We start from the raw sequence: 21,204 nt of genomic DNA on the forward strand, positions 1-21,204 counted from the left end.
ACAGTCATCCGTCGACTAAGCGGCCGGCACGGCTTCCTTCTCCAGCGCCACGTCCAGCGCATCCTCGACACGATCGAGCAGCACGAACTTCAGCTTGTCGCGGGCTTCCTTGGGAACGTCGTCCAGGTCCTTCTCGTTCCGTCGGGGCAGCATCACCGTGGTGATGCCGGCGCGCAGCGCGGCCAGGGTTTTTTCCTTGACCCCGCCGATCGGCAGCACCAGGCCACGCAGGCTGACCTCGCCGGTCATGGCCACGTCCGAGCGCACCGGCGTGCCCTTGAGCAGGGACGCCAACGCCACGAACATGGCCACGCCCGCGCTGGGGCCGTCCTTGGGCGTGGCGCCCGCCGGCACGTGGACGTGGATGTCCACCTTGTCCAACGCATCGCCGCTCCAGGTCTTGGCCAGCGTCAGGGCCGCTTGCGCGGATTCCTTCATCACGTCGCCCAACTGGCCGGTCAGGATCAGCCTGCCGCCGCCCGGCACCTTGCTGGCCTCGATGAACAGGATGTCGCCGCCCACGGGCGTCCACGCCAGGCCGGTCGCCACGCCGGGCACGCTGGTGCGCAGGGCCACTTCGTTTTCGAAGCGGCGCGGTCCCAGCGGATCGCTCAGGTCGCCGGCGTCGACGCGCAGGTTTTCCTGGCGCCCCTCGGCGATCTGCATGGCGGCATGCCGCAGGACGGCGCCCAGCTCGCGTTCCAGGTTGCGTACGCCGGCTTCACGGGTATAGTCCTCGACGATCGTCCGCAGCGCGTCGTCGGTGATTTCCACCTGTTCCGGCTTCAGTCCATTCGCCTCGAGCTGGCGACGTACCAGGTAACGGCGCGCGATCTGGATCTTTTCCTCTTCCGTGTAGCCGGGCAGCTGGATGATTTCCATCCGGTCGCGCAGCGGTCCGGGGATGGTGTCCAGGACGTTGGCGGTGCAGATGAACATCACGCGCGACAGGTCGAAGTCCACGCCCAGGTAGTTGTCGCGGAACTTGTGGTTCTGCTCGGGATCCAGGACCTCCAGCAAGGCGCTGCCGGGATCGCCATGGAAGCCGCCGGCGCCCAGTTTGTCGATTTCGTCCAGCATCAGCACGACGTTGTTCGTGCCGGCGCGACGCATCGCCTGGATGATGTTGCCAGGCAGCGCGCCCAGGTAGGTGCGCCTATGCCCGCGGATTTCCGCTTCGTCGTGCACGCCGCCCAGCGCCACGCGCTGGAAGGCCCGTCCCGTTGCGCGCGCGATGGATTGCCCCAGCGACGTCTTGCCCACGCCTGGAGGTCCGGAGAAGCACAGCACCGGGCTCTTGCCTTGCGGATTCAGCTTGCGCACGGCCAGGTATTCCAGGATCCGCCGCTTGATCTTTTCCAGGCCGAAATGATCCTCGTCCAGGACGCGCCGGGCTTCGGCGATATCGATGGGCGGCTGCGGTTCCTGCTTCCACGGCAGTTCGGTGAGCCATTCCAGGTAGGTGCGCAGCATGGCGTATTCGCCGCCGCCTTCGCTCATGCGTTGCAGGCGCTTGAGCTCCTTGCGCGCATGGGACAGGATGTCTTCCGGCATGCCGGCGTTGTCGATGGCGTTCTTGAGCTCTTCGACTTCGGCGGCGGTGTCGTCACCTTCGCCCAGTTCCTTCTGGATCTGGCGCAGTTGTTCGCGCAGCACGTGTTCGCGCTGCCGCTCGTCGAATTGAGCGCGGGTCTTTTCGCCGATTTCGCGACTGAGCTTCAGAACGTTGACGCGCGCCGACAGCAGCTCGATCACCTTGTCGAGTCGCCGGCCAAGGTCGAAGGTTTCCAGGATGTCTTGCTTTTCCTCGACCTTGACGTCGATCAGATTGGCGACCATGTCGGCCAGGACCCCGGGCGAGGTCACGCCCTGGACCACGCCGGCCAGTTCGTCGGGCACGTGCGGCAGCAGGCCGATCGCGGTGACGGCCTGTTCCTTCAGCTGCAGGAAGCGGGCCTCGATCTGCGGATCGGTGGTCTCGGCCGGCTCGATCATGGCGACACGCGCCACCATGAAGGGCCAGCCTTCCAGGAACTCGAGCACGCGGAAGCGCGACTGCCCCTGCACGACGATGTGGTGGCTGTCGTCCTGGCCGGTGATGTACCGCACGATCGGCCCTTGCGTGCCAACCCAGTACAGGTCGGTGGGACCCACGTCGGTTTTGCTGGCGTCGCGCTGTAGCAGGAAGCCGACCGGCGTTTCGTTCTTGACGGCTTCCTGCGCGGCGGCCACTGAGCCGGCGCGCCGCACCGTTACCGGCGACAGCACGCCGGGGAACAGCACGGCATCGCGCAGCGGGATCAGGATCATCGCGTCCTGCGGCAGGGGCTTGATCGTGCGTTGCTCCTGGACGCCGGCGGGCGCGCTGGAGCCGCCCGCGCTGACGCGGTCGTCGTCGGTGCGCACTTGCATGGTGGGCCAAAGCTTCATGGCGTTTCCTTTCTTTTCCTGAACGTCAATACAAGGCAACCATCCGACATCTGAGGCGCGTCGGGTTCGAGCGCGGAGAGCGGCAAGGCGATCCGGCGTTCGAATCGCCCATAGGGAATCTCCACCCGGTGGATGTGCGCGGCCTGCGACGCCGGGAGGCGGCGCGTGCCCGATACCGTGACGCCATCGGATTGATAGCGCACGGTGATCGCGGACGATGGCACGCCGGGTAGCGCGATGTGCACGATGACGGCCTCGGCCGTCTCGACGACATCGATGGGAGGCTCCCAGACATGCGGATCCGCCGTGCAGGCACGAAAGAATTGCCGTTGCAGGCGTTCGGCCTGTTCCAGCATGGAGAGGGCGTCGCCCCACATCCAGGACGTCAAATCGCGTGATCTCATGGTTTTTGCCTACGAGGTATGCCGTGTAAATGGCGACGCCCTTGAACGTTTCAAGGGCGGCCACGCGGACGGGATAGCTAGCGCAGCATGTAGCGTTCCGCTGCAGGCGGTGGCCGGCCGGCTGCGGCCGGCCAGGTGCGGCGGGCCAGGTGCGGCCGGCCAGGTGCGCCGGGCGGCGGGCGGGCAGGGCGCCTAGGCGGCGCGGCCGGCGCGGGGCCGGCGCAGGGTGTAGAAGACGATTACGCCGACGGGCGCGGCCAGGGCGGCCCAGGACGCCCAGTGCCACAGCTCCGTGCCCAGCAGGGCGGCCAGCAGGCCGAAAACGGTCAGCAGCAGCAGAACCAGCGGCGCGCGCCATACGAACCAGAATTTTTGCGAACCGGTCATGGCTGGAATGTCCTCTCTAGGCTGCGGCGGCAGGGGAAAGCGAGGATTTTATAATAAGAATCGTTCGTGTTAATGGTTTTGGGGCATACCCGGCTTCCGGACGTGCCCGGGCCTCAGGCATACCTGGCTTCAGGCGCACCCAGGCTCGGCTTACCGGGCTCGGGACGAGCCTAGTCGTCCGGCTTGCCGCGCCAAAGGAACCACACCAGCGCCAGGATGGCGCCGCCACCCAGCAGCACGGCGGCCGTCAGGTAGACCGGACGGGCGCGCGGCGCCATGTCCTGATACAGCCGGGTGGCGGCCGCCGTCGCGTCGGGCGGTAGCGACAACGGGTACACGCCGTAGGCGAACGCCAGCACCGCGCTGCCCAGCAGGAGCAGGAAAAGCGCGCTCCATCCCAGCTGCGGGATGCGCGGTCCGCGCACCGGCGCGGCGGCCTTGGCGCGGGACGCGGACGCCGCGCGTGTCTTGCGCGCCGGCGTTTCGCCCTGGCTCCTGGCGCTGCGTTCGGCCTTGGCCGCCGCTTTTTCCCTGGCGGCTTTTTCCTTCGCTGCTTTTTCCCGGGCTTTTTCCCTGACCGCGGCGTCCCGCGCGACCTCGTCGGGATCCCGGGGCGTGCGGTTCATCCAGCCCCGTATGCCCGCCAGGCAGCCGAACCCGGCCAGCGCGCCGAATATCGCCGCGGGCGAGAGCGTGTTGCCGCCGGCCAGCCAGTGCGACGTGCCGCCCACCAGCGCCGACGCGCCCAGCACGTCGTACAGGCGATGCCCCAGCCAGGCGATCGCGGCCAGCGCGCCGACCACGGTCGCGGCGACGCAGGCCGCGCCGGCGATATTGCCCTTGTGTTCCTCTTCGAAGGCGACGACGGCGATGCCGACCAATCGTATGCACAGCAGCGTCGCGGCGATGAGCACCGCCGCGACGATCCAGGACAGCGAAAAACCGTAGATGAAGCGAGCCAGAACCAGGGCCATGGAAAACAGGAAGTCGTTAGCGTGTCGGCAGCGCGCGGGCCGGGTCGACCGGTTTGCCGCTTTGCCGCAGTTCGAAATACAGCTCTACCTGCTTGCTGTCGGTATTGCCCATCTCGGCGATCTTCTGCCCCTGCGCCACCTGCTGGCCCTGCTTGACGAGCAGTTTGCGGTTGTGCGCATAGATGGTCAGGAAGCCGGACGTATGGCGCAGGATCACAAGGTTGCCGTAGCCGCGCAATCCGTTGCTGGCATAGGCCACCGTGCCCGCGGCGGCGGCGACCACCGGGGTGCCCGCTGTATTGGTGATGCGCAGCCCTTGCGACGAAGAGCCGTTGTATCGTTGGGCCACCGTCCCGGGTGCCGGCCAGACCAGCGTGATGCCGCGCAGCGGGGTGGTGTCGGCGGGCTTGGCGGGCTCGGCCTTGGCCGCGCCTGATTTGGCGCTACCTGAAGAACCCTGCGACGCCCGCGAGCTGCTCCTGGATGCCGAATCCGCGCTGCCCGCCGGTGGCGCTACCCGCAGCACCTGGCCGACCTCGAGACGATTCGCGCTTTCCAGCTTGTTCCAGCGCATCAGGTCGCCGATGCTCTGGTTGTTTTCGCGCGCGATCTGCGTCAGCGTGTCGCCGGACTTGACGCGGTAGTAGCCGGGGCCCACTGGCGTGGAGGCGCAGGCCGCCAACAACAGCGCCAGGACCGCGGCGCAAGCCAGACGCCATGCTCGGCCGGCGTAAGCGTTTCCGGCATGGCCGGGGAAAGACGGAAAGAAGCGAAATGGCGATAGGACGGGCACTGGCGAAACGGGGTTCCGGATCTTCTGCAATGGACGCCACGATGGCGCCCCCGCCGAAGGGTACCAAGAAACCGGCTGGCGCGGGCGCGACGATGCCAGGAAACCACGCCTTGCGTATCCGCTTGCTGGAATGATGAAAGGCAAAAAAGCGGCGCGGGTGGATGCCCCGCGCCGCTTCCCGGACGGATGTTCCTCAGCCGATCTGCACCGGTACGAACAGTTTGCCGTCGCCGCGCTGGACCAGCAGGGCGGCGGTCTTGCCGGCCTTGGCCACGGCGCTGCGTACTTCATTGACATTGCGCGTCGGCACGCCGTTCACGGACAGGATGATGTCGCCGGCCTGGATGCCCGCCTTGGCGGCGGCGCCTTCCGCCTGTTCCACCAGCAGCCCTTGCGTGCCTGCCTGTTGCTGTTCGTCCGGGGTCAAGGGGCGCAGCGCCAGACCGAGCCTGGCGTGTTGTCCATCTTGCGACGCATCGGACGCGACGGCCTCCTGCTTGCCGTAGGTACCCAGGGTGGCGGCGATCTCGACGGGCTTGCCGTCGCGCCACACGTCCAGTTTCACGCGTTGGCCGGGGTCCTCCAACGTGATGACCGAGGACAGGTCGCCCGACGAGACGATGGGACGTCCGTCGATCGCGCGGATGACGTCGCCGGACTTCAAGCCCGCCTTGTCGGCCGCGCTGCCTTTTTCCACGTTGGCGACCAGCGCGCCGGTCGGACTGTCCAGCTTGAAGGAGTTCGCCAGATCCTGGTTGACCTCCTGCACGGTCACGCCCAGCATGGCATGCCGTACCTTGCCGTGCGCCACGATCTCGTCCTTGATCTTGGTGGCGACGTTGATGGGGATGGCGAACGACAACCCCTGGAAGCCGCCGGTGCGCGTATAGATCTGCGAGTTGATGCCGACCACTTCCCCGCGGGTGTTGAACAGCGGACCGCCGGAATTGCCGGGGTTGACCGCGACGTCGGTCTGGATGAAAGGCACGGACGTATCGTCGGGCAGCGAGCGGCCCTTGGCGCTGACAATGCCGGCCGTCGCGGTGTTTTCCAGGCCGTAGGGCGAGCCGATGGCCAGCACCCAATCGCCGACGTTGACATTGTCGACGTTGCCTATCTTGACCACCGGCAGGTTGGAGGCATCGATCTTGATCACCGCCACGTCGGTCACCGGGTCGCTGCCCAGCACCTTGGCGCGATACTCGCGGCGATCGGTCAGCTTGACGGTGACTTCATTGGCGTCCTGTACGACGTGGGCGTTGGTCAGGATCACGCCATCCGGGCTGATGATGAAGCCGGAGCCTTCACCCCGGATCGGGACTTCCCGCGTGCCGGGACCCATCTGGCCGGGCATGCCGGGAAAGCCCGGCATGCCGCCGAAGAACTGGGCGAACGGGTCCTGCTGCAGGGCGACCTTCTTGGTGCCCGAAACGCTTATGTTCACCACCGCCGGGCCGTACTGGCGCGTGATCTGCGCGAAGTTCGGCAGCGACATGGTGCCGGCCGCCGGTTGCACCTGCTGCGTCGACGCGGGCGGGGCGCTTTCCGCGTGGGATACCGTGCCCATGACGCCAGCGGCCGCGGTGGCGCCGATGACGCCGGCCGCGACCAATGACATCGTCAAACGGGTGGGAGAGAAGGTTTTGAATTTCATGTCGGGTCCTTGAGCGCTAGTCCTTGGGCTTCGTTCCGGTCGCTCGTTCATCGAGCGCCTCCTGGAACACGGCGCTATCTTCGGACCCGATCCTTAGGCGAAACTTAAGCGGCGGCGCTCGCGGGAAAACGCACGCGCACGCGCAGGCCGCCCAGGCGGGGAGCATCTTCGAGGAAAACGGCGGCCTGATGGCGGCGGGCCACGGCGTCGACGATGGACAGGCCCAGGCCGCTGCCCACCGCGTCATGGTTCTGCGCGCGGTAGAAGCGATCGAACACCCGCTCGCGCTCGGCGGGCGGAATGCCGGGACCGCTGTCGTCGACGGTCAGCGTGACGGCGTCGCCATGGACATCGATGCCGACGTCGATACGGCCCTCCGCGGGCGTGTATTTGATGGCGTTGTCCAGCAGGTTGCGCGCCAGCAGCGCCAGGGCGTCGGGATCGCCGCGCACCCACGCCTGCGGCACGCCGTCCATGCCGATATCCATGCACTTGGCATTGGCTTCCGGCAGGATGTCGGAGATGGATTGCCGCATCAGCTGCACGAGTTCCACCGGGCCAGCGGCGGTCTGTGTGGCCGCGGCATCGTGGCGGGCCATCGAGAGCAGTTGCTCGATCAGCCGCGATGCCCGATCGATGCCCGCGGCAAGCCGTTCCACCGCGACGCGCCGCGCGGCTTCGTCGCCGGGGCGCTGCAAGGCCTGCAATTGCAGGCGCAGCGCGGCCAGTGGTGAGCGCAGTTCATGCGCGGCATCGCCGACGAAGCGCTTCTGTGTCGCGAAGGCCTGCCGCGTGCGCTCCAGCAGCAGGTTCAATTCGTGCACCAGCGGGCGGATTTCATCCGGCAGGCCGGTCTCGGCCACCGGCGACAGCGCTTCCGGCTGGCGCTTGGCCAGGTCGTCGCGCGTGCGTCGCACGGGCCGTAGCGATGCGCCCACGACCCACCAGACGACGATCATCAGCAGCGGCGCCGCGGCCGCGATGGGGCCGACGCTGCGCAGCGCCAGCGCCCGCGCGGTCTTCTGCCGTACGTCCATGTCCTGCGCCACCTGCGTCACCTGGAAGGGTGTCGCCATCGCGTACACGCGGTAGGTCGACGCCCCCGCCTTTACCGTCGAAAAGCCCAGGACCACGGGATCCGGCAGCAACTTGCCGGACGCGGACTTGAACAGTCGCGCCCCGTCCACCGTCCAGATCTGGATGATCAGGTTGTCGGCCGACGCCGGCCCCGTCGGGGTCGACGGCGTGGCGCTGAGCAGGCCATCGCCCGCCGTCAGCGATGCGGCCGTGCGCTGCAACTGCGTGTCGAAGATTTCGTCGGTCTGCTGGAGGATGTTGCGGTAGGCCACGATGCCTTGCACCAGCGCGGCGAGCAGGATCGAGGCGAACAGGAAAAATATCAGGCGGCCTCGCAGCGAGGACCCGAGCGGAATCTTCATGTCTTGGGTATCACGTAGCCGACGCCACGCACGTTCTGGATGAAGCGCTGGCCCAGCTTCTTGCGCAAGCCGTGAATATAGACCTCCACGGCATTGCTGCTGATTTCTTCCTGCCAGCTGTAGAGCTTTTCCTCGAGCTGGGCGCGCGACAATATCATGCCGGGCCGGGCGATCAGCGGTTCCAGCACGGCCCACTCGCGCGCGGTCAGCGTCACCGGCTCGCCATTGACACGCGCGGAGCGATCCTGCGGATCGATGCTGACGCCGGCATGCTCGAACACCGGTTCGGCGCGGCCGGCGCTGCGCCGTATCAGCGCGCGCATGCGGGCCAGCAGTTCGTCCATGTCGTAAGGCTTGATGACGTAGTCGTCCGCGCCGGCGTCCAGGCCGGCGATGCGGTCGGCCACCGCGTCGCGCGCGGTGGCGATCAGCACCGGCGTGCGGTTGCGGCGCGTGCGCAGGTCGCGCAACAGGTTAAGGCCGTCCCGATCGGGCAGGCCGAGGTCCAGCAGCACCAGGTCGTAGGGACCGGTACGCAAGGCCAGGTCCGCACCCTTGCCGTTCATTTCCCAGTCCACCGCATAGTTTTCCGCGCGCAGGCCGTCGAGCACGCTTTCGCCGATCATCCGATCGTCTTCCACCAAAAGAATGCGCATGCGTTTCTCCTTCAGCGTGTCCCGGTCCGGCGTTATAAGCTCTGGCGTTGGAGCCTGACACCCTTCTTAAGTTCCTGGCGCGGCTGACGCGCGCCGAGCATACGGACAGGAAGCGTGTATGCGGTCTGCTCTCCTTTTGTAACTTCCCGAAGCGGCTTATGGTTACACCCCTGGGCTATAACGTAACTGTCATACCCGCCACACGCGGCAAGAGTAAACAAACGTGCAGAGCCTATCCTTACCCGTCACGAGCGAGAACGTCGACAAACATGCTTTTTTGTTCGACCTGGACGGAACGTTGGCGCCCATCGCCGCGACGCCGCAACAGGCGCACGTTCCGAGCGAAACGCTGGACGTGCTGGCGCGCCTGGGAAAACTGACCGGCGGCGCCATCGCGATTGTATCGGGCAGGCCACTTTCGCAGATCGACGCGCTGGTGCAACCGCTGTTGCTGACCGGCGCCGGCCTGCACGGCGCGCAATGGCGCGGCCCTGACGGCGTCATGCACGAGTTGCCGGTCGACACCAGGGCCGTTGCTGGCATGGTGGAGGCCCTGGCGCCGCTGGTCGATCGGTGGCCCGGCACGCAACTGGAACACAAGGGCTTGTCACTGGCCTTTCACTACCGCAATGCGCCCGACCGCGAACACGACGTGCGCATCGCGACCGAACTGGCGGTCGCGCCGCATGCCGATCGCTTCGTGTTGCAGCCCGGCAAGATGGTGGTCGAGATCAAGCCGCGCCAGGCGAGCAAGGCGGGTGCCATCAACCGATTGATGGGTATGGCGCCCTTCGCGGGGCGCGTACCCTTGTTCGCGGGAGACGACCTGACGGATGAAGCCGGGTTTCAGGCGGTGAAGTCCCTGGGGGGCGTCACCATCAAGATCGGGGAAGGGGAGAGCGTCGCCGACTGGCGCTTTCCCACGCCTGCCGCGCTGGCGGCCTGGCTCGCGTTGCTTTGAGCCCCCCGCAAACACTAGAACAAGGAGGTCGGCCATGAGCAGGCTAGTCGTCGTATCCAATCGGGTCGCGCCCATCGCGGAAGGAAAACCCACGGCCGGCGGGCTGGCGGTTGGCGTTTTCGATGCGCTGAAACAGACTGGCGGCATATGGTTCGGATGGAGCGGCGACATCGTCGACGGCTCCACGCCTCCGGATACGGTGCACAAGGACACGCGCGACAACATCACCTATGCCACCGTCGCCTTGTCGCGTACGGATTACGACCAGTACTACCGTGGGTTCTCCAACGGCATGCTATGGCCGGTGTTCCATTACCGCCCCGATCTGGCCCGCTACGATCGCCGCGAATACGCCGGCTATTGCCGCGTCAACCGCTGGCTGGTGGAACGGCTCAAGCCGCTGCTGCAGCCCGACGATATCCTGTGGGTGCACGATTACCATCTGCTGCCTTTCGCGCGCGCCTGCCGGCAGGCGGGCATACGCAACCGCATCGGGTTCTTCCTGCATATCCCGTTTCCCGCCGAGCCGGTCATGGCGACGGTGCCGCCGCACCGCGAATTGATGGAAGCGATGTGCGCCTACGATCTGGTGGGTTTCCAGACCGACTCGGACCGCCGAGCCTTCGTCGATTATGTCTGTCGGCGGCTGGGCGCCGGGCGCCGCGGCGACCGCTACGTCGAGATCGGCGGACACCGGATCGGCGCCGGGGTGTACCCCATCGGCATCTATCCCGACGAAATTCGCGAGCTGTCGCTCAAGCACAACCGCTCGCGCCAGATCACCAACCTGAAGCAGGGATTGCAGCAGCGCCGGCTGATGGTCAGCGTCGACAGGCTGGACTACAGCAAGGGCATGGTCGAACGCTTCACGGCTTTCGAGCGCCTGCTGGAGATGACGCCGGCACACCGCGGCCAGGTGACCTTCGTGCAGATCGCGCCGCCGTCGCGTTCGGACGTGGAGCAATACCGCCGGATCCGCCGCCAGCTTGAAAGCGCCGCCGGCAGCATCAACGGCCGCTGGTCCGACCTGGCGTGGACGCCGCTGCGCTACATCAACAAGTCCTATGACCGGTCGCTGCTGATGTCGCTGTTCCGGGCATCGCAGGTGGGGTACGTCACGCCGCTGCGCGATGGCATGAACCTGGTGGCCAAGGAATACGTCGCCGCCCAGCCGGAAGACGATCCCGGCGTGCTGGTGCTGTCGGAATTCGCCGGCGCGGCCGAAGAACTGGGCGAAGGCGCGCTGCTGGTCAATCCGTACGACGCGGACGGCATGGCGGAAACGCTGGACCGCGCCCTGACCATGGCCTTGCCGGAACGCGTGGCCCGCCATCGCAACATGCTGGCGCGGCTGACCGAAAACAACCTATCGCGCTGGCGCGACCGCTTCCTGAGCGACCTGCAGAGCGAAACCGTCACGCCCGAAGTCGTGGCTTGACTTCAACGGCGGTGCGCGGAAATGGTGTAGCGTTCGCTGCGGGCGCGCGCCATTGCCTTGCGCACTTCGTCGACGGAATCGGCGAATTCGTCGATGAAATTGAAGACACCTTCCACCGAATCGAACAGGAAATTGGCGGCCGGCACGGCCACGCGGCGCTGGGCGAAGCGAGCGGTCGCGCGGGCGCCGCGCTTGAGCGCGGCGGTATCGGAGGGGGTGAGACTGAGGGCGGAAAGGCGGCGCGAACCCATGGTGCTGCTCCTGTCGGGGAAGAAAATGGTAGGCCGTACTGGGCCTGTGCAATCATGATAAACACCTATATTGATGCGCCGCAACAAGCGTTTAGGCAGTTGCTAAACCCCGTTGCATATAAGCGTCCGTGTGCCTTTTCATGGTGCGCATGCCCCGGAAAATCCGCCGTAATGGTGCAGCGCAATGTCGTTTGGCCGCAACAGTGCTGACGGCCCGCGCGACGGTCACCCGCGGGAAGGCGAAATGGATATGAAGCCGCCATCCGCGCGGGAGTCCGATGAATGGCTGGAAGCCGACGGCCGGGGCGGCTACGCCAGCGGCACGGTGAGCGGCCTGCGCACGCGCCGGTATCACGCCCTGCTCCTGTGCGCCACCCGGCCGCCGACCGGACGCAAGGTACTGGTGAATGGCGTCGAGGCCTGGGTGGAGACGGCGGGCACCCGCCAGTCCCTGACACGCCAGCGCTACGCGCCGGACCTGATCGTGCCGGACGATGCCGCCGACGTGCTGGCCTTCGACCCGCATCCCTGGCCGGGCTGGCGCCTGCGCCTGCGGGACGGCCGCCTGTTGCGCATGGCCTGCTTCGTCGACAAGGCCAGCGCGCGCACGGTGCTGCGCTGGGACCTGGAAGGCGCGGCGGAGGCCGGCGTGCTCATCCTGAAGGTGCGCCCCTTGCTGTCCGGCCGCGATTACCATGCGCTGCATCGCGAGAATCCGGCCTTCGATTTCTCCGCGGCCGTGGACGGCCAGCGCGTGCGGTGGCGGCCATACGGCCACGCGCCGGCGGTGCTGGCGCATACCAACGGCCGTTATGCGCATGAGCCCGATTGGTATCGCAACTTCTGCTATGCGCGCGAGCGCGAGCGGGGCCTGGACGACATCGAGGACCTGGCGACGCCGGGCGTCTTCTCGTTCGACCTGGGGGCCGGCCCCGCGGTCATGATCCTGTCCGCGGTGGCGTTGCCGGCCGTGGACGGCGCGGCGCCCGAAGCACCCGGTGCGGACGATGCGGTCGTTGCGGTCGCCCCGGCGCCTGAAGCGGACGACGCCGTCGCCCTGGCGTCGGACCTGGCCGAGCGGGAAGCCGCGCGCCGTGCCGCCTATCCCGACCGCCTGCGCCGCGCCGCCGATGCCTACGTGGTGTCGCGCGCGCAGGGGCTGACCCTGGTGGCGGGCTATCCCTGGTTCACCGACTGGGGGCGCGACACCTTCATCGCGATGCGCGGCCTGCTGCTGGCGACGGGCCGCCTGGACGAAGCGCGCGCCATCCTGCTCGAATGGGCCCGCTACATTTCCCAGGGCATGTTGCCCAACACCTTTCCGGACGAAGGCAACGAACCCGCCTACAACTCGGTGGACGCATCGCTGTGGTTCGTCATTGCCGCGCACGATTACATGGAAACGGGGCACGCCGATGACGCCGTGCGCGCCAGCCTGCGTGCCGCCATCGATACCATCGTGGCCGGTTACGCCGGCGGCACGCGTCATGGCATCGCGGCCGACGCCGACGGGCTGCTGCGCGCGGGATGTCCCGGCATGCAGCTGACCTGGATGGACGCCAAGGTGGGCGATTGGGTGGTGACGCCGCGCATCGGCAAGCCCGTGGAAGTGCAGGCGCTGTGGATCAATGCGCTACGTATCGCGGCCGCCTGGAACGCCGGCTGCCGCGAATTGGAAAGGCAGGCCACGGCGTCGTTCGCGCGGCGCTTCCCCAAGCCCGATGGCAGCGGGCTGTATGACGTCGTGGATGACGGGCATGAAGCCGGCCGCCTGGATGGCAGCGTGCGGCCGAACCAGCTGTTCGCCGTGGGCGGACTGCCGCATGCCATCGTGCAGGGACCATTGGCGCGCGCAGTCGTGGCGCAGGTCGAGGCCGCGCTGTTGACGCCCATGGGGCCGCGCACGCTGGCGCCCGGCGATCCGGCCTATACCGGGCACTACCGCGGCGGACCGGTGCAGCGGGACGCCGCCTACCACCAGGGCACGGCATGGCCGTGGCTGATCGGCGCGTTCGTGCAGGCCTGGCTGCGCACCCGCGCGACGGCTGGCGCACAGGGGGACGAGCTGAGCCCGGCGGCCCTGGAGCAGGCCCGCGAGCGCTGGCTGGCGCCCCTGTATCGGCATCTGGATGAGGCCGGATTGGACCATGTGTCGGAGATCGCCGACGGCGATGCGCCGCATCGCTGCGCGGGCGCGCCTTTCCAGGCCTGGTCGCTGGGCGAATTGCTGCGTGTGGAAAACATGTTGCGGGATGCCGTGCGCGATGTCGCGCGGACGCGGTAAATTCATCGTTTCGCCTGTTGCAAGGACGCGCCATGCATACGCCGCGTGCCACTTCGTTATTCCAGACCGTCGAAGGCCAGCGCCTGGCCCAGGCGGAGTCCGTCCCGTGGCGGCGCTGGGGACCCTATCTGAGCGAACGCCAGTGGGGCACCGTGCGCGAGGACTACAGCGAGTACGGCACCGCCTGGGATTACTTTCCCCACGATCATGCCCGCAGCCGGGCCTATCGCTGGGGGGAGGATGGGCTGGCCGGCTTCGGCGATGACCGGCTGCGCTGGTGCCTGGGCCTGGCGCTCTGGAACGGCCGCGATCCCATCATCAAGGAGCGCCTGTTCGGCCTGACGAATGCCGAAGGCAATCATGGCGAGGACGTCAAGGAACTCTATTTCTACCTGGACGCCACGCCCACGCATTCCTACATGCGCATGATGTACCGCTATCCCATGTCGGCCTTTCCCTATGCCGACCTGGTGGCCGAGAACGCGCGGCGCGGCACCGACCAGCCCGAGTACGAAATCCTGGATACCGGCGTATTCGACGATCAACGGTATTTCGACGTGACGGTCGAATACGCCAAGCATACGCATGACGATATCGTCATGCGGATCACCATCGAAAATCCCAGCGCCGAGCCGGTCACGCTGCATGTGCTGCCGCAATTGTGGGCGCGCAACACCTGGTCCTGGGACGGGGTGTCGCCCAAGCCGTCCCTGCAGCGGATCAAGGACGGCGCCGGTGGATGGGAAGTGCTGGCGCGCCACGCCGCGTACGAGCCCATGGTGGCGACGGCGGCCGCGCCGGGCCCGGTGGACTGGCTGTTCTGCGAAAACGAAACCAATGTCCGCAGGCTGTTCGGCAACGATGGCCCGGGTCCTTTCAAGGACGGCATCAACGACTACCTCGTGCATGGCTCGAAGGATGCGGTGCGTGGCGATGGCGGCACCAAGGTCGCCGCGCATTGGGTCGCGCATCTGGCGCCCGGTGCGCGTAGCGCCATGGTGTTCCGCCTGCGTCCGCAGGCGCGGCACGACGGACAGGCGCTGGACGTCGACGCCCTGATCGCGCGGCGCCGGGCCGAGGCCGACGAGTTCTACGATTGCCTGCAGCAGGGGATCGCGGACGACGACGCGCGGCTGGTGCAGCGCCAGGCACTGGCCGGCCTGCTCTGGTCCAAGCAGTACTACGAGTTCGACATCACGCGCTGGCTGGACGGCGATGCCGCGCAGCCCAAGCCGCCCGCGCGCCGCCGCCGCGGCCGCAATGCGGATTGGCGGCACCTGTGCAATGGCGAGATCGTGTCCATGCCGGACAAATGGGAGTACCCCTGGTATGCGTCATGGGACCTGGCCTTCCAGGCCACGGCCCTGGCGCTGGTCGATCCGGTCTTCGCCAAGAACCAGCTGCTGCTGCTGGTCAAGGACCGCTACCAGCATCCCAATGGGCAGTTGCCGGCCTATGAATGGGCCTTCGGCGACGGCAATCCACCGGTGCACGCCTGGGCAACCTGGCGCGTCTACGAACTCGATCGCGCCTGGCACGGCGAGCCCGACCACGCGTTCCTGGAACTGGTGTTCCACAAGCTGCTGTTGAACTTCGGCTGGTGGGTCAACCGGCGCGACGCGGACGGACGCAACATTTTCCAGGGCGGTTTCCTGGGGCTCGACAATATCGGCATCTTCGACCGTTCGCAGCCGCTGCCCACGGGCGGCCATATCGACCAGGCGGACGGCACCGCCTGGATGGCCGCCTACGCCCTGGACATGATGCGCATCGCGCTGGAGCTGGCCACCGTCAACAAGACCTTTGTCGACATCGGCGTCAAGTTCTTCGAGCATTTCCTGTATATCGCCGAAGCGGTCAATAGCGGCGATGATTGCGAAACCGGCTTGTGGGACGAGCAGGACGAGTTCTTCTACGACGCGCTGCACCTGCCCGGGCAGGACAGCATGCCGATGCGCGTGCGCTCCATCGTCGGGCTGATACCGCTGTTCGCCGTGCAGGTGCTGGATGAGCACATGCACGGGCGGCTGCCCGGCTTCAAGGAACGCCTGCGCTGGTTCCTGCGGCATCGGCCGGATCTGGCGAAACTGGTGTCGCGGTGGACCGAGCCCGGCAAGGGAAACTCCGCGTTGCTGTCGCTGCTGCGGGGACACCGCGTGAAGGCGCTGTTGCGGCGCGCGCTGGATGAAAGCGAGTTCCTGTCCGATTACGGGGTACGCGGCCTGTCGCGGCATCATCGCGATACGCCGTACGCGTTCACGCACAATGGGCAGAGTTTCTGCATACGGTATCTGCCGGGGGAGTCGGATTCGCGCGTGTTCGGCGGCAATTCGAATTGGCGCGGGCCGATCTGGCTGCCCGTGAATTACCTGCTGATCGAATCGCTGTACGAGTTCCATCGCTATTACGGCGACGATTTCCGCGTCGAGTATCCCACGGGCTCCGGCCGCAAGTATTCGCTGCGAGAGATCGCCGACCAGCTGTCCAGCCGCATCACGCGGCTGTTCCTGAAGAATGCCGACGGTGAACGGCCATCGATGATGGGTTATCCGCTATTGCAGGCGGACCCTGGCTCGCGCGACCTGGTGTTGTTCCACGAGTTCTTCCACGGCGATAACGGGCGCGGGCTGGGCGCGTCGCACCAGACCGGCTGGACGGCCCTGGTGGCCTTGTTGCTGCAACCGCGTCAGACGGCCGTCAGCGGCATCCTGCCGGTGGTGGAAACCGCCGACGACGCCGCGCGGGCGGAAGCCGCCGCGGCCGTCGCGCGGGCCAGCGAGCAGTCGGTGAAATAGCGGCGTACGTTCAGTCCGCGGCGGGCGGCAGCAAGTCCCGCGCGTCCAGCAGATCGTGTACTTGCGCCAGGCGCAGTTCGGGGTCCGGCGTCAGCAGCAGTTCCTGCTTGGTGCGGGCGGGCAGGGGCAGGATCTCGCCCCAGCGGTCGGCCACCCAGCCGCACTCATCCAGACGGAAGGGCGGGGCGATGGGCATCAGGGCGGCCGGCGTGCCGCGACGCTGAAGATCGGCGATCAGTGTGCCCAGCGCGTTCGCGCAAGCCTGCAGTTCGCGCGGGATGGCGCGTGGCGGGTCGTCCGCCAGTATCTCGATTTCCCCGCTCCACAAGCCGAACCGGCCCTGTTCCGCGGACAGCAGGCGGAAGCGGCTGGTGCCGGTGCAGACGATCTGCAGCAGGCCCGGCATCGGGGCCGACGATTCGACGATGCGCGCCAGCGTGCCGGCGGCCGCCAGCACTTCCTTGCCGTCCGGCGTGCGGACTTCCCGCCCTTCCAGCAGCGGAACGACGCCGAAGCCGCCGCCGTCGGCGATGCACTTGCCTATCATGTCCAGGTAGCGAACCTCGAACACGCGCAGGTGCATGACCCCGTCGGGGAACAAGGCATTGCCCAAGGGAAATAAGGGAATGGCGGCCATGCGGCATGATGGCACAATTGGCCCTTGCCCGTTACTCCCCGTGCCTGCCCTGGCCGCCGCTCCGCATCGCCTTATACGGATGATCCCGCTTCCATCGTTTTTGCCGGCGCGTCTTGGCCGCCTCGTCCCCGTGTTGCGCCTGCCTGCGACGACGGCGCTGCCGCTGGTGCTGTTGTTGTTGTTGCTGATGCCAGGTACTGGCGGCGCGGCCGCGCAGCAGGCGCAGGCCAGTCCGGCGACCACGACGGCACCGACTACGGCGACTACGCCGGCGCCCGCTGGCGCGGAACCGGCGCGCAACCTGCGCATCGGCTCCAAGCGTTTCACGGAGTCGTACATTCTTGCCGAGCTGTTGGCGCAGCAGGTGGCGCGGCGCACCGGGCAGACGCCCGCCGTGTCGCAGGGGCTGGGCAATACCGCGATTGTCTACCAGGCCCTGCAAAGCGGCGGCATCGGGCTCTACCCGGAATATACGGGCACCATCGCGATGGAAATCCTCAAGAGCGACAAACCCATGTCGCTGGAGGACATCCGGACTCGCCTGGCGCCGTTGGGGCTGGGCGTGGATATCCCCTTCGGCTTCAACGACGGCTATGCGCTCGCGATGCGCGCGGCGGATGCCGACAGGCTGGGAATACGTTCCCTGAGCGACCTGGCGCGCCATCCGGACCAGCGGCTGGGCCTGTCGCAGGAATTCATCGGACGCGTCGACGGCTGGCGGGGCCTGGCGCAGCGCTACGGCCTGCGGCAGTCACCCACCGGGCTGGACCATGGCCTGGCGTATGACGCGATCGAAAAGAGGCAGGTCGACGTCATCGACATCTACACGACTGACGCCAAGATCGACGCACTGGGATTGCGCGTGCTGGAAGACGACCTGAAGTACTTCCCGCGCTATGACGCGGTGGTGCTGTATCGGCTGGACCTGCCGCAACGCTACCCGCAGGCCTGGGCGGCGATGCGCGAGCTGGCTGGGACGATCGACGAGCACGCGATGATCGCCATGAACGCGCGCGCCGAACTCCAGGGCGTTCCCTTCGACGTCATCGCGCGCGATCGCCTGGCGGCGGTCGCGGGTACCGCAGGGGCGCAAAACGGGCTGGGGAACGAAACCTACGGATTCTGGCGCAAGCTGATGGGACCCGACCTGGGCCGGCTGGCGGCGCAGCATCTGATGCTGGTGCTGCTGTCCGTGGCGATTGCCGTGGTCGTCGCGGTGCCGGCCGGCGTCTATGTCTACCCTCGCTATCGCCTGCGGGCCCTGGTGCTGGGCATGACGGGGTTGCTGCAGACCATACCGTCGCTGGCCATGCTGGCCATCCTGATCACGGTGACGGGCCGCATCGGTTCGGTGCCGGCGCTGGCCGCCTTGACGCTGTATGCCTTGCTGCCGGTCATGCGCAATACGGTCGCGGGGCTGGATGAGGTCTCTTCGGGCATGCGGTTGGCGGCGACTGCGCTGGGCATGACGCCGCGGCAGCGCGTCATGCTGATCGAGCTGCCGCTGGCGCGGCCCACCATCCTGGCGGGGGTGCGCACGGCGACGTCGATCTCGATCGGGACGGCGACGATCGCGGCTTTCATCGGCGCGGGTGGCTTCGGGGAGCGCATCGTCACCGGACTGGCGCTGAACGACGGCCAGCTGCTACTGGCGGGCGCCTTGCCCGCCGCGGCGATGGCGCTGGCCAGCGAGCTGGCCTTCGAACTGGCGGACCGCCGGCTGCGCCGGCAGACCGGCCGCTACGTTACGGCCTGAGTGAACGAACGGCGCGCGGCGGGGAGCTCCGCGGCCGCACCTGGCCGGCACCTGGCCGGCCGCACCTAGCCGGCCGCACCTATTCCGCTTTCGCGCCCATTTGTTTGACCAAGGCACTCCACTTCGCCTGCTCGGCGCGCGTGAACTCGCCGAATGCCTGGGCGCTGCCGCCCACCGGATCGGCGCCTTCCGCCGTCATCTTGTCCTTCAGGCCGGGCAGGGCGGCGTTGACCGCCCTGTTGAGGACCGCGACGACCTCGGGCGGCGTGCCCTTGGGCGCGAACATGCCGAACCAGGAACCGGCCTCGAATCCCGGGAAGCCATTCTCGGCGATGGTCGGCACGTCGGGCATGGAGGCCGACCTGCGGATGCTGCTGACCGCGATCGGACGCAGCTTGCCCGCCTTGATCTGGCCGATCACCGACGGGATGGTGGCGAACATGAATTGCACGCGCCCGCTCAGCAGGTCGTTCAGGGCGTCGGCCCCCTTGTACGGGATGTGCAGGGCCTGCACGCCTATCTTCTGCATGAGCATATAGCTGGCCAGGTGCGAAGACGTACCGATGCCCGTGGAGCTGTAGTTCAGCTTGCCGGAGTGTTGCCTGGCATAGGCGATGAACTCGGTGACGTTGTGCACCGGCGCGTCGGGCGGCACCACCAGCACGTTGGGCACGTCGGCGAACTGCACGACGGGTATGAGATCGGTCAAGGGATCGTAATCCAGCTTGTTCAAACTGGCGTTCACGGCGATCGGGCCCACCGAGGCGGCAAGCAGCGTGTAGCCGTCCGGCGCCGCGCGCGCCACGTACTCGCTGCCGATGTTGCCACCCGCGCCGGGCCGGCTTTCGACGATGAAGGTCTGCTTGAGCGATTCGCCGATCTTGTTGCCGATGGCGCGCGTCAGGATGTCGGTGGTGCCTCCCGCGGTGAACGGCACCACGATCTTGACGGGCTTGTCGGGGTAATCGGCATGGGCGGCCGGCGCCGCGACGGTCGCGGCGGCCGCGAGTATGGAAGCCGCGAACGCGCGAGCCAGGGTCTTCGTGGGCATGGTGCTCCTCCTTATATGTTTTTGCAAAAGTCGCCGGGCGCCAGGCCGCCGGCGACTTTTGCATCTTCGCACAGCAAAGCGCGGCGACGCGCCATGCCGCACCGGGCGCGTCCATTTTTCCTGGAATATTGTGAGAATGTCCGGCCGCCGTCGGAAGCCGCCGCGACAACTGCTAAAGTTGAGCACGGGCTTTGCTCCCTATGCCTCTTTTCGCGGCCAAGCCTGTGCCGCGCATACCAGCCCCGGATGGAATCAGTGGATACGAACGAAGATGCCCACCTCGTGGAAAAGCCCCTGAAGCAGGAGTCCCTGTTCGAAGGCAGTTTCCTGCGCGCGCGCCGCGATACGGTGTTGCTGCCCAATGGCCACAGCTCGACGCGCGAATACATCGTGCATCCGGGCGCCGTCGTGGTGGTGCCCATGCTGGACGACGGGCGCGTATTGACGGTGCGCCAGTACCGTTATCCTATCGGCCGCGTCATGATCGAGTTCCCCGCCGGCAAGCTGGACCCGGGCGAAGACCCGCTGGAATGCGGCCGGCGTGAATTGCTGGAAGAAACCGGCTATAGCGGCGGCGTCTGGTCGGCCGCCGGCGCCATGCATGTCGCCATCGCCTATTCCACCGAAATCATCCACATCTTTTTCGCACGCGGTTTGCGTGCCGGGCAGGCGCAGACGGACGCCGACGAGTTCGTCGACATCCACCCGATGACGGTCGATGACTTGTTCGCGGCCTGCCGCAACGGCCAGATCACCGATTCCAAGACGCTCACCTGCGCGCTCTGGCTGCAGAACGTGCTGAGCGGCGCATGGGAGCTGGAATGGAAACACGCGAGCTGAACGACGCCTACGGCCTGGATCGATTCGTCCTGGCGCAGGACCCCGTGTTCGACACCGTGTGCCAGGAGCTCGCGCAGGGACGCAAGCGCAGCCATTGGATCTGGTTCGTGTTTCCCCAGATCCGCGGACTGGGCCGCAGCGAGATGGCGCAGCGCTATGGCATATCCTGCCTGGACGAGGCGCGCGCCTATGTGCGCCATCCCGTGCTGGGACAACGGCTGAAACATGCCTGTGAACTGGTGGCGCGCGCGCCCGAGGGCTCGGCGGCCGAGATCTTCGGTCCGCTCGACGCCGTGAAGTTTCGATCTTCGCTGACGCTGTTCACGTGGGCCGCGCCGGAAGAGGAAATCTTCCGCCAGTGCCTGGATCGCTTCTTCGGCGGCCAGGCCGATCCGCTGACGCTCTCCCGCCTCTGATCGCCGCCCCGCGCGGCCCGGCACGGCGCCTGCTTGTG

18 protein-coding genes are annotated in these 21,204 nt (G+C 67.1%); 7 read left to right on the forward strand and 11 right to left on the reverse strand.

The features are described from left to right. Positions 1-15 precede the first annotated feature (15 nt). The 8 genes from lon to CAL12_RS08955 form a co-directional block, all read right to left on the reverse strand. Positions 16-2,310, reverse strand: a complete 2,295-nt coding sequence (gene lon, locus CAL12_RS08920) for an endopeptidase La (RefSeq protein ID WP_232464849.1) — start codon at positions 2,308-2,310, stop codon at positions 16-18. A 116-nt stretch (positions 2,311-2,426) separates the two neighbouring features. Continuing rightward, a complete protein-coding gene (locus CAL12_RS08925; RefSeq protein ID WP_086064163.1) occupies positions 2,427-2,834 on the reverse strand; it encodes an Hsp20/alpha crystallin family protein in 408 nt (135 codons plus the stop codon). A gap of 192 nt (positions 2,835-3,026) precedes the next feature. After that, on the reverse strand, positions 3,027-3,221 hold the full coding sequence (locus CAL12_RS08930) for a hypothetical protein (protein ID WP_086064164.1): 195 nt from the start codon (positions 3,219-3,221) through the stop codon (positions 3,027-3,029). 170 nt (positions 3,222-3,391) lie between these two features. After that, entirely contained in the window at positions 3,392-4,195 is an 804-nt protein-coding gene (locus CAL12_RS08935; RefSeq protein WP_086064165.1) for a hypothetical protein, read from the reverse strand. A gap of 16 nt (positions 4,196-4,211) precedes the next feature. Further along, the gene (locus tag CAL12_RS08940) at positions 4,212-4,907 is read right to left on the reverse strand and encodes a M23 family metallopeptidase (protein ID WP_232464850.1); all 696 of its coding nucleotides are present in this window, start codon (positions 4,905-4,907) and stop codon (positions 4,212-4,214) included. Positions 4,908-5,181: 274 nt separating this feature from the next. Next, a complete protein-coding gene (locus tag CAL12_RS08945; RefSeq protein WP_086064167.1) occupies positions 5,182-6,642 on the reverse strand; it encodes a DegQ family serine endoprotease in 1,461 nt (486 codons plus the stop codon). A gap of 104 nt (positions 6,643-6,746) precedes the next feature. Continuing rightward, the gene (locus CAL12_RS08950; RefSeq protein WP_086064168.1) at positions 6,747-8,081 is read right to left on the reverse strand and encodes an ATP-binding protein; all 1,335 of its coding nucleotides are present in this window, start codon (positions 8,079-8,081) and stop codon (positions 6,747-6,749) included. Beyond that, on the reverse strand, positions 8,078-8,737 hold the full coding sequence (locus tag CAL12_RS08955; protein ID WP_086064169.1) for a response regulator: 660 nt from the start codon (positions 8,735-8,737) through the stop codon (positions 8,078-8,080). The genes CAL12_RS08950 and CAL12_RS08955 overlap by 4 nt, the downstream gene beginning before the upstream one ends. A gap of 223 nt (positions 8,738-8,960) precedes the next feature. Between CAL12_RS08955 and otsB the strand changes: the two genes are divergently transcribed. After that, on the forward strand, positions 8,961-9,698 hold the full coding sequence (gene otsB, locus CAL12_RS08960; RefSeq protein WP_086064170.1) for a trehalose-phosphatase: 738 nt from the start codon (positions 8,961-8,963) through the stop codon (positions 9,696-9,698). Between the two features lie 34 nt (positions 9,699-9,732). Next, positions 9,733-11,136: an alpha,alpha-trehalose-phosphate synthase (UDP-forming) gene (gene otsA, locus CAL12_RS08965; RefSeq protein ID WP_086064171.1), complete on the forward strand. Its 1,404-nt coding sequence runs from the start codon at positions 9,733-9,735 to the stop codon at positions 11,134-11,136. Between the two features lie 2 nt (positions 11,137-11,138). Here otsA and CAL12_RS08970 read toward each other — a convergent pair whose 3' ends face one another. Continuing rightward, on the reverse strand, positions 11,139-11,387 hold the full coding sequence (locus CAL12_RS08970; RefSeq protein ID WP_086064172.1) for a hypothetical protein: 249 nt from the start codon (positions 11,385-11,387) through the stop codon (positions 11,139-11,141). 250 nt (positions 11,388-11,637) lie between these two features. On the opposite strand from CAL12_RS08970, the gene CAL12_RS08975 reads away from it, so the two are divergent. Together CAL12_RS08975 and CAL12_RS08980 are read left to right on the forward strand one after the other, a co-directional pair. Continuing rightward, the gene (locus tag CAL12_RS08975) at positions 11,638-13,671 is read left to right on the forward strand and encodes an amylo-alpha-1,6-glucosidase (protein WP_232464749.1); all 2,034 of its coding nucleotides are present in this window, start codon (positions 11,638-11,640) and stop codon (positions 13,669-13,671) included. 32 nt (positions 13,672-13,703) lie between these two features. Further along, complete coding sequence (locus tag CAL12_RS08980) at positions 13,704-16,466, forward strand: MGH1-like glycoside hydrolase domain-containing protein (RefSeq protein WP_086064173.1); 2,763 nt, start codon at positions 13,704-13,706, stop codon at positions 16,464-16,466. A gap of 10 nt (positions 16,467-16,476) precedes the next feature. Here CAL12_RS08980 and CAL12_RS08985 read toward each other — a convergent pair whose 3' ends face one another. Next, positions 16,477-17,103 carry an LON peptidase substrate-binding domain-containing protein gene (locus tag CAL12_RS08985; protein WP_086064174.1) on the reverse strand — a complete coding sequence of 209 codons (627 nt, stop codon included), beginning with the start codon at positions 17,101-17,103 and terminating at the stop codon, positions 16,477-16,479. 130 nt (positions 17,104-17,233) lie between these two features. Here CAL12_RS08985 and CAL12_RS08990 point away from each other — a divergent pair, with 130 nt between their 5' ends. After that, positions 17,234-18,859 carry a glycine betaine ABC transporter substrate-binding protein gene (locus CAL12_RS08990; protein WP_232464750.1) on the forward strand — a complete coding sequence of 542 codons (1,626 nt, stop codon included), beginning with the start codon at positions 17,234-17,236 and terminating at the stop codon, positions 18,857-18,859. Between the two features lie 79 nt (positions 18,860-18,938). Here the strand turns inward: CAL12_RS08990 and CAL12_RS08995 are convergent, their stop codons facing one another. After that, a complete protein-coding gene (locus CAL12_RS08995) occupies positions 18,939-19,910 on the reverse strand; it encodes a Bug family tripartite tricarboxylate transporter substrate binding protein (protein ID WP_086064175.1) in 972 nt (323 codons plus the stop codon). Between the two features lie 246 nt (positions 19,911-20,156). Here CAL12_RS08995 and CAL12_RS09000 point away from each other — a divergent pair, with 246 nt between their 5' ends. Both CAL12_RS09000 and CAL12_RS09005 read left to right on the forward strand, forming a co-directional pair. Then, positions 20,157-20,750, forward strand: a complete 594-nt coding sequence (locus CAL12_RS09000; RefSeq protein WP_086064176.1) for an NUDIX domain-containing protein — start codon at positions 20,157-20,159, stop codon at positions 20,748-20,750. Beyond that, positions 20,732-21,166 (forward strand): DUF1810 domain-containing protein, encoded by a 435-nt coding sequence (locus tag CAL12_RS09005; RefSeq protein ID WP_232464751.1) that lies wholly within the window; start codon positions 20,732-20,734, stop codon positions 21,164-21,166. Before CAL12_RS09000 ends, CAL12_RS09005 begins: the two co-directional genes overlap by 19 nt. The last annotated feature ends 38 nt before the right edge of the window (positions 21,167-21,204 follow it).

It is taken from the genome of Bordetella genomosp. 8 (genome assembly GCF_002119685.1).
Classification (GTDB): Bacteria; Pseudomonadota; Gammaproteobacteria; order Burkholderiales; family Burkholderiaceae_B; genus Bordetella_C.

Bases quoted from the DNA above. Each gene is read 5' to 3' on its own strand.
- lon (WP_232464849.1), bottom strand. From the start codon at position 2,310: ATGATCCTGATCCCGCTGCGCGATGCCGTGCTGTTCCCCGGCGTGCTG.
- CAL12_RS08925 (WP_086064163.1), bottom strand. From the start codon at position 2,834: ATGAGATCACGCGATTTGACGTCCTGGATGTGGGGCGACGCCCTCTCC.
- CAL12_RS08930 (WP_086064164.1), bottom strand. From the start codon at position 3,221: ATGACCGGTTCGCAAAAATTCTGGTTCGTATGGCGCGCGCCGCTGGTT.
- CAL12_RS08935 (WP_086064165.1), bottom strand. From the start codon at position 4,195: ATGGCCCTGGTTCTGGCTCGCTTCATCTACGGTTTTTCGCTGTCCTGG.
- CAL12_RS08945 (WP_086064167.1), bottom strand. From the start codon at position 6,642: ATGAAATTCAAAACCTTCTCTCCCACCCGTTTGACGATGTCATTGGTC.
- CAL12_RS08950 (WP_086064168.1), bottom strand. From the start codon at position 8,081: ATGAAGATTCCGCTCGGGTCCTCGCTGCGAGGCCGCCTGATATTTTTC.
- CAL12_RS08955 (WP_086064169.1), bottom strand. From the start codon at position 8,737: ATGCGCATTCTTTTGGTGGAAGACGATCGGATGATCGGCGAAAGCGTG.
- otsA (WP_086064171.1), top strand. From the start codon at position 9,733: ATGAGCAGGCTAGTCGTCGTATCCAATCGGGTCGCGCCCATCGCGGAA.
- CAL12_RS08970 (WP_086064172.1), bottom strand. From the start codon at position 11,387: ATGGGTTCGCGCCGCCTTTCCGCCCTCAGTCTCACCCCCTCCGATACC.
- CAL12_RS08975 (WP_232464749.1), top strand. From the start codon at position 11,638: ATGAAGCCGCCATCCGCGCGGGAGTCCGATGAATGGCTGGAAGCCGAC.
- CAL12_RS08980 (WP_086064173.1), top strand. From the start codon at position 13,704: ATGCATACGCCGCGTGCCACTTCGTTATTCCAGACCGTCGAAGGCCAG.
- CAL12_RS08985 (WP_086064174.1), bottom strand. From the start codon at position 17,103: ATGGCCGCCATTCCCTTATTTCCCTTGGGCAATGCCTTGTTCCCCGAC.
- CAL12_RS08995 (WP_086064175.1), bottom strand. From the start codon at position 19,910: ATGCCCACGAAGACCCTGGCTCGCGCGTTCGCGGCTTCCATACTCGCG.
- CAL12_RS09000 (WP_086064176.1), top strand. From the start codon at position 20,157: ATGGAATCAGTGGATACGAACGAAGATGCCCACCTCGTGGAAAAGCCC.
- CAL12_RS09005 (WP_232464751.1), top strand. From the start codon at position 20,732: ATGGAAACACGCGAGCTGAACGACGCCTACGGCCTGGATCGATTCGTC.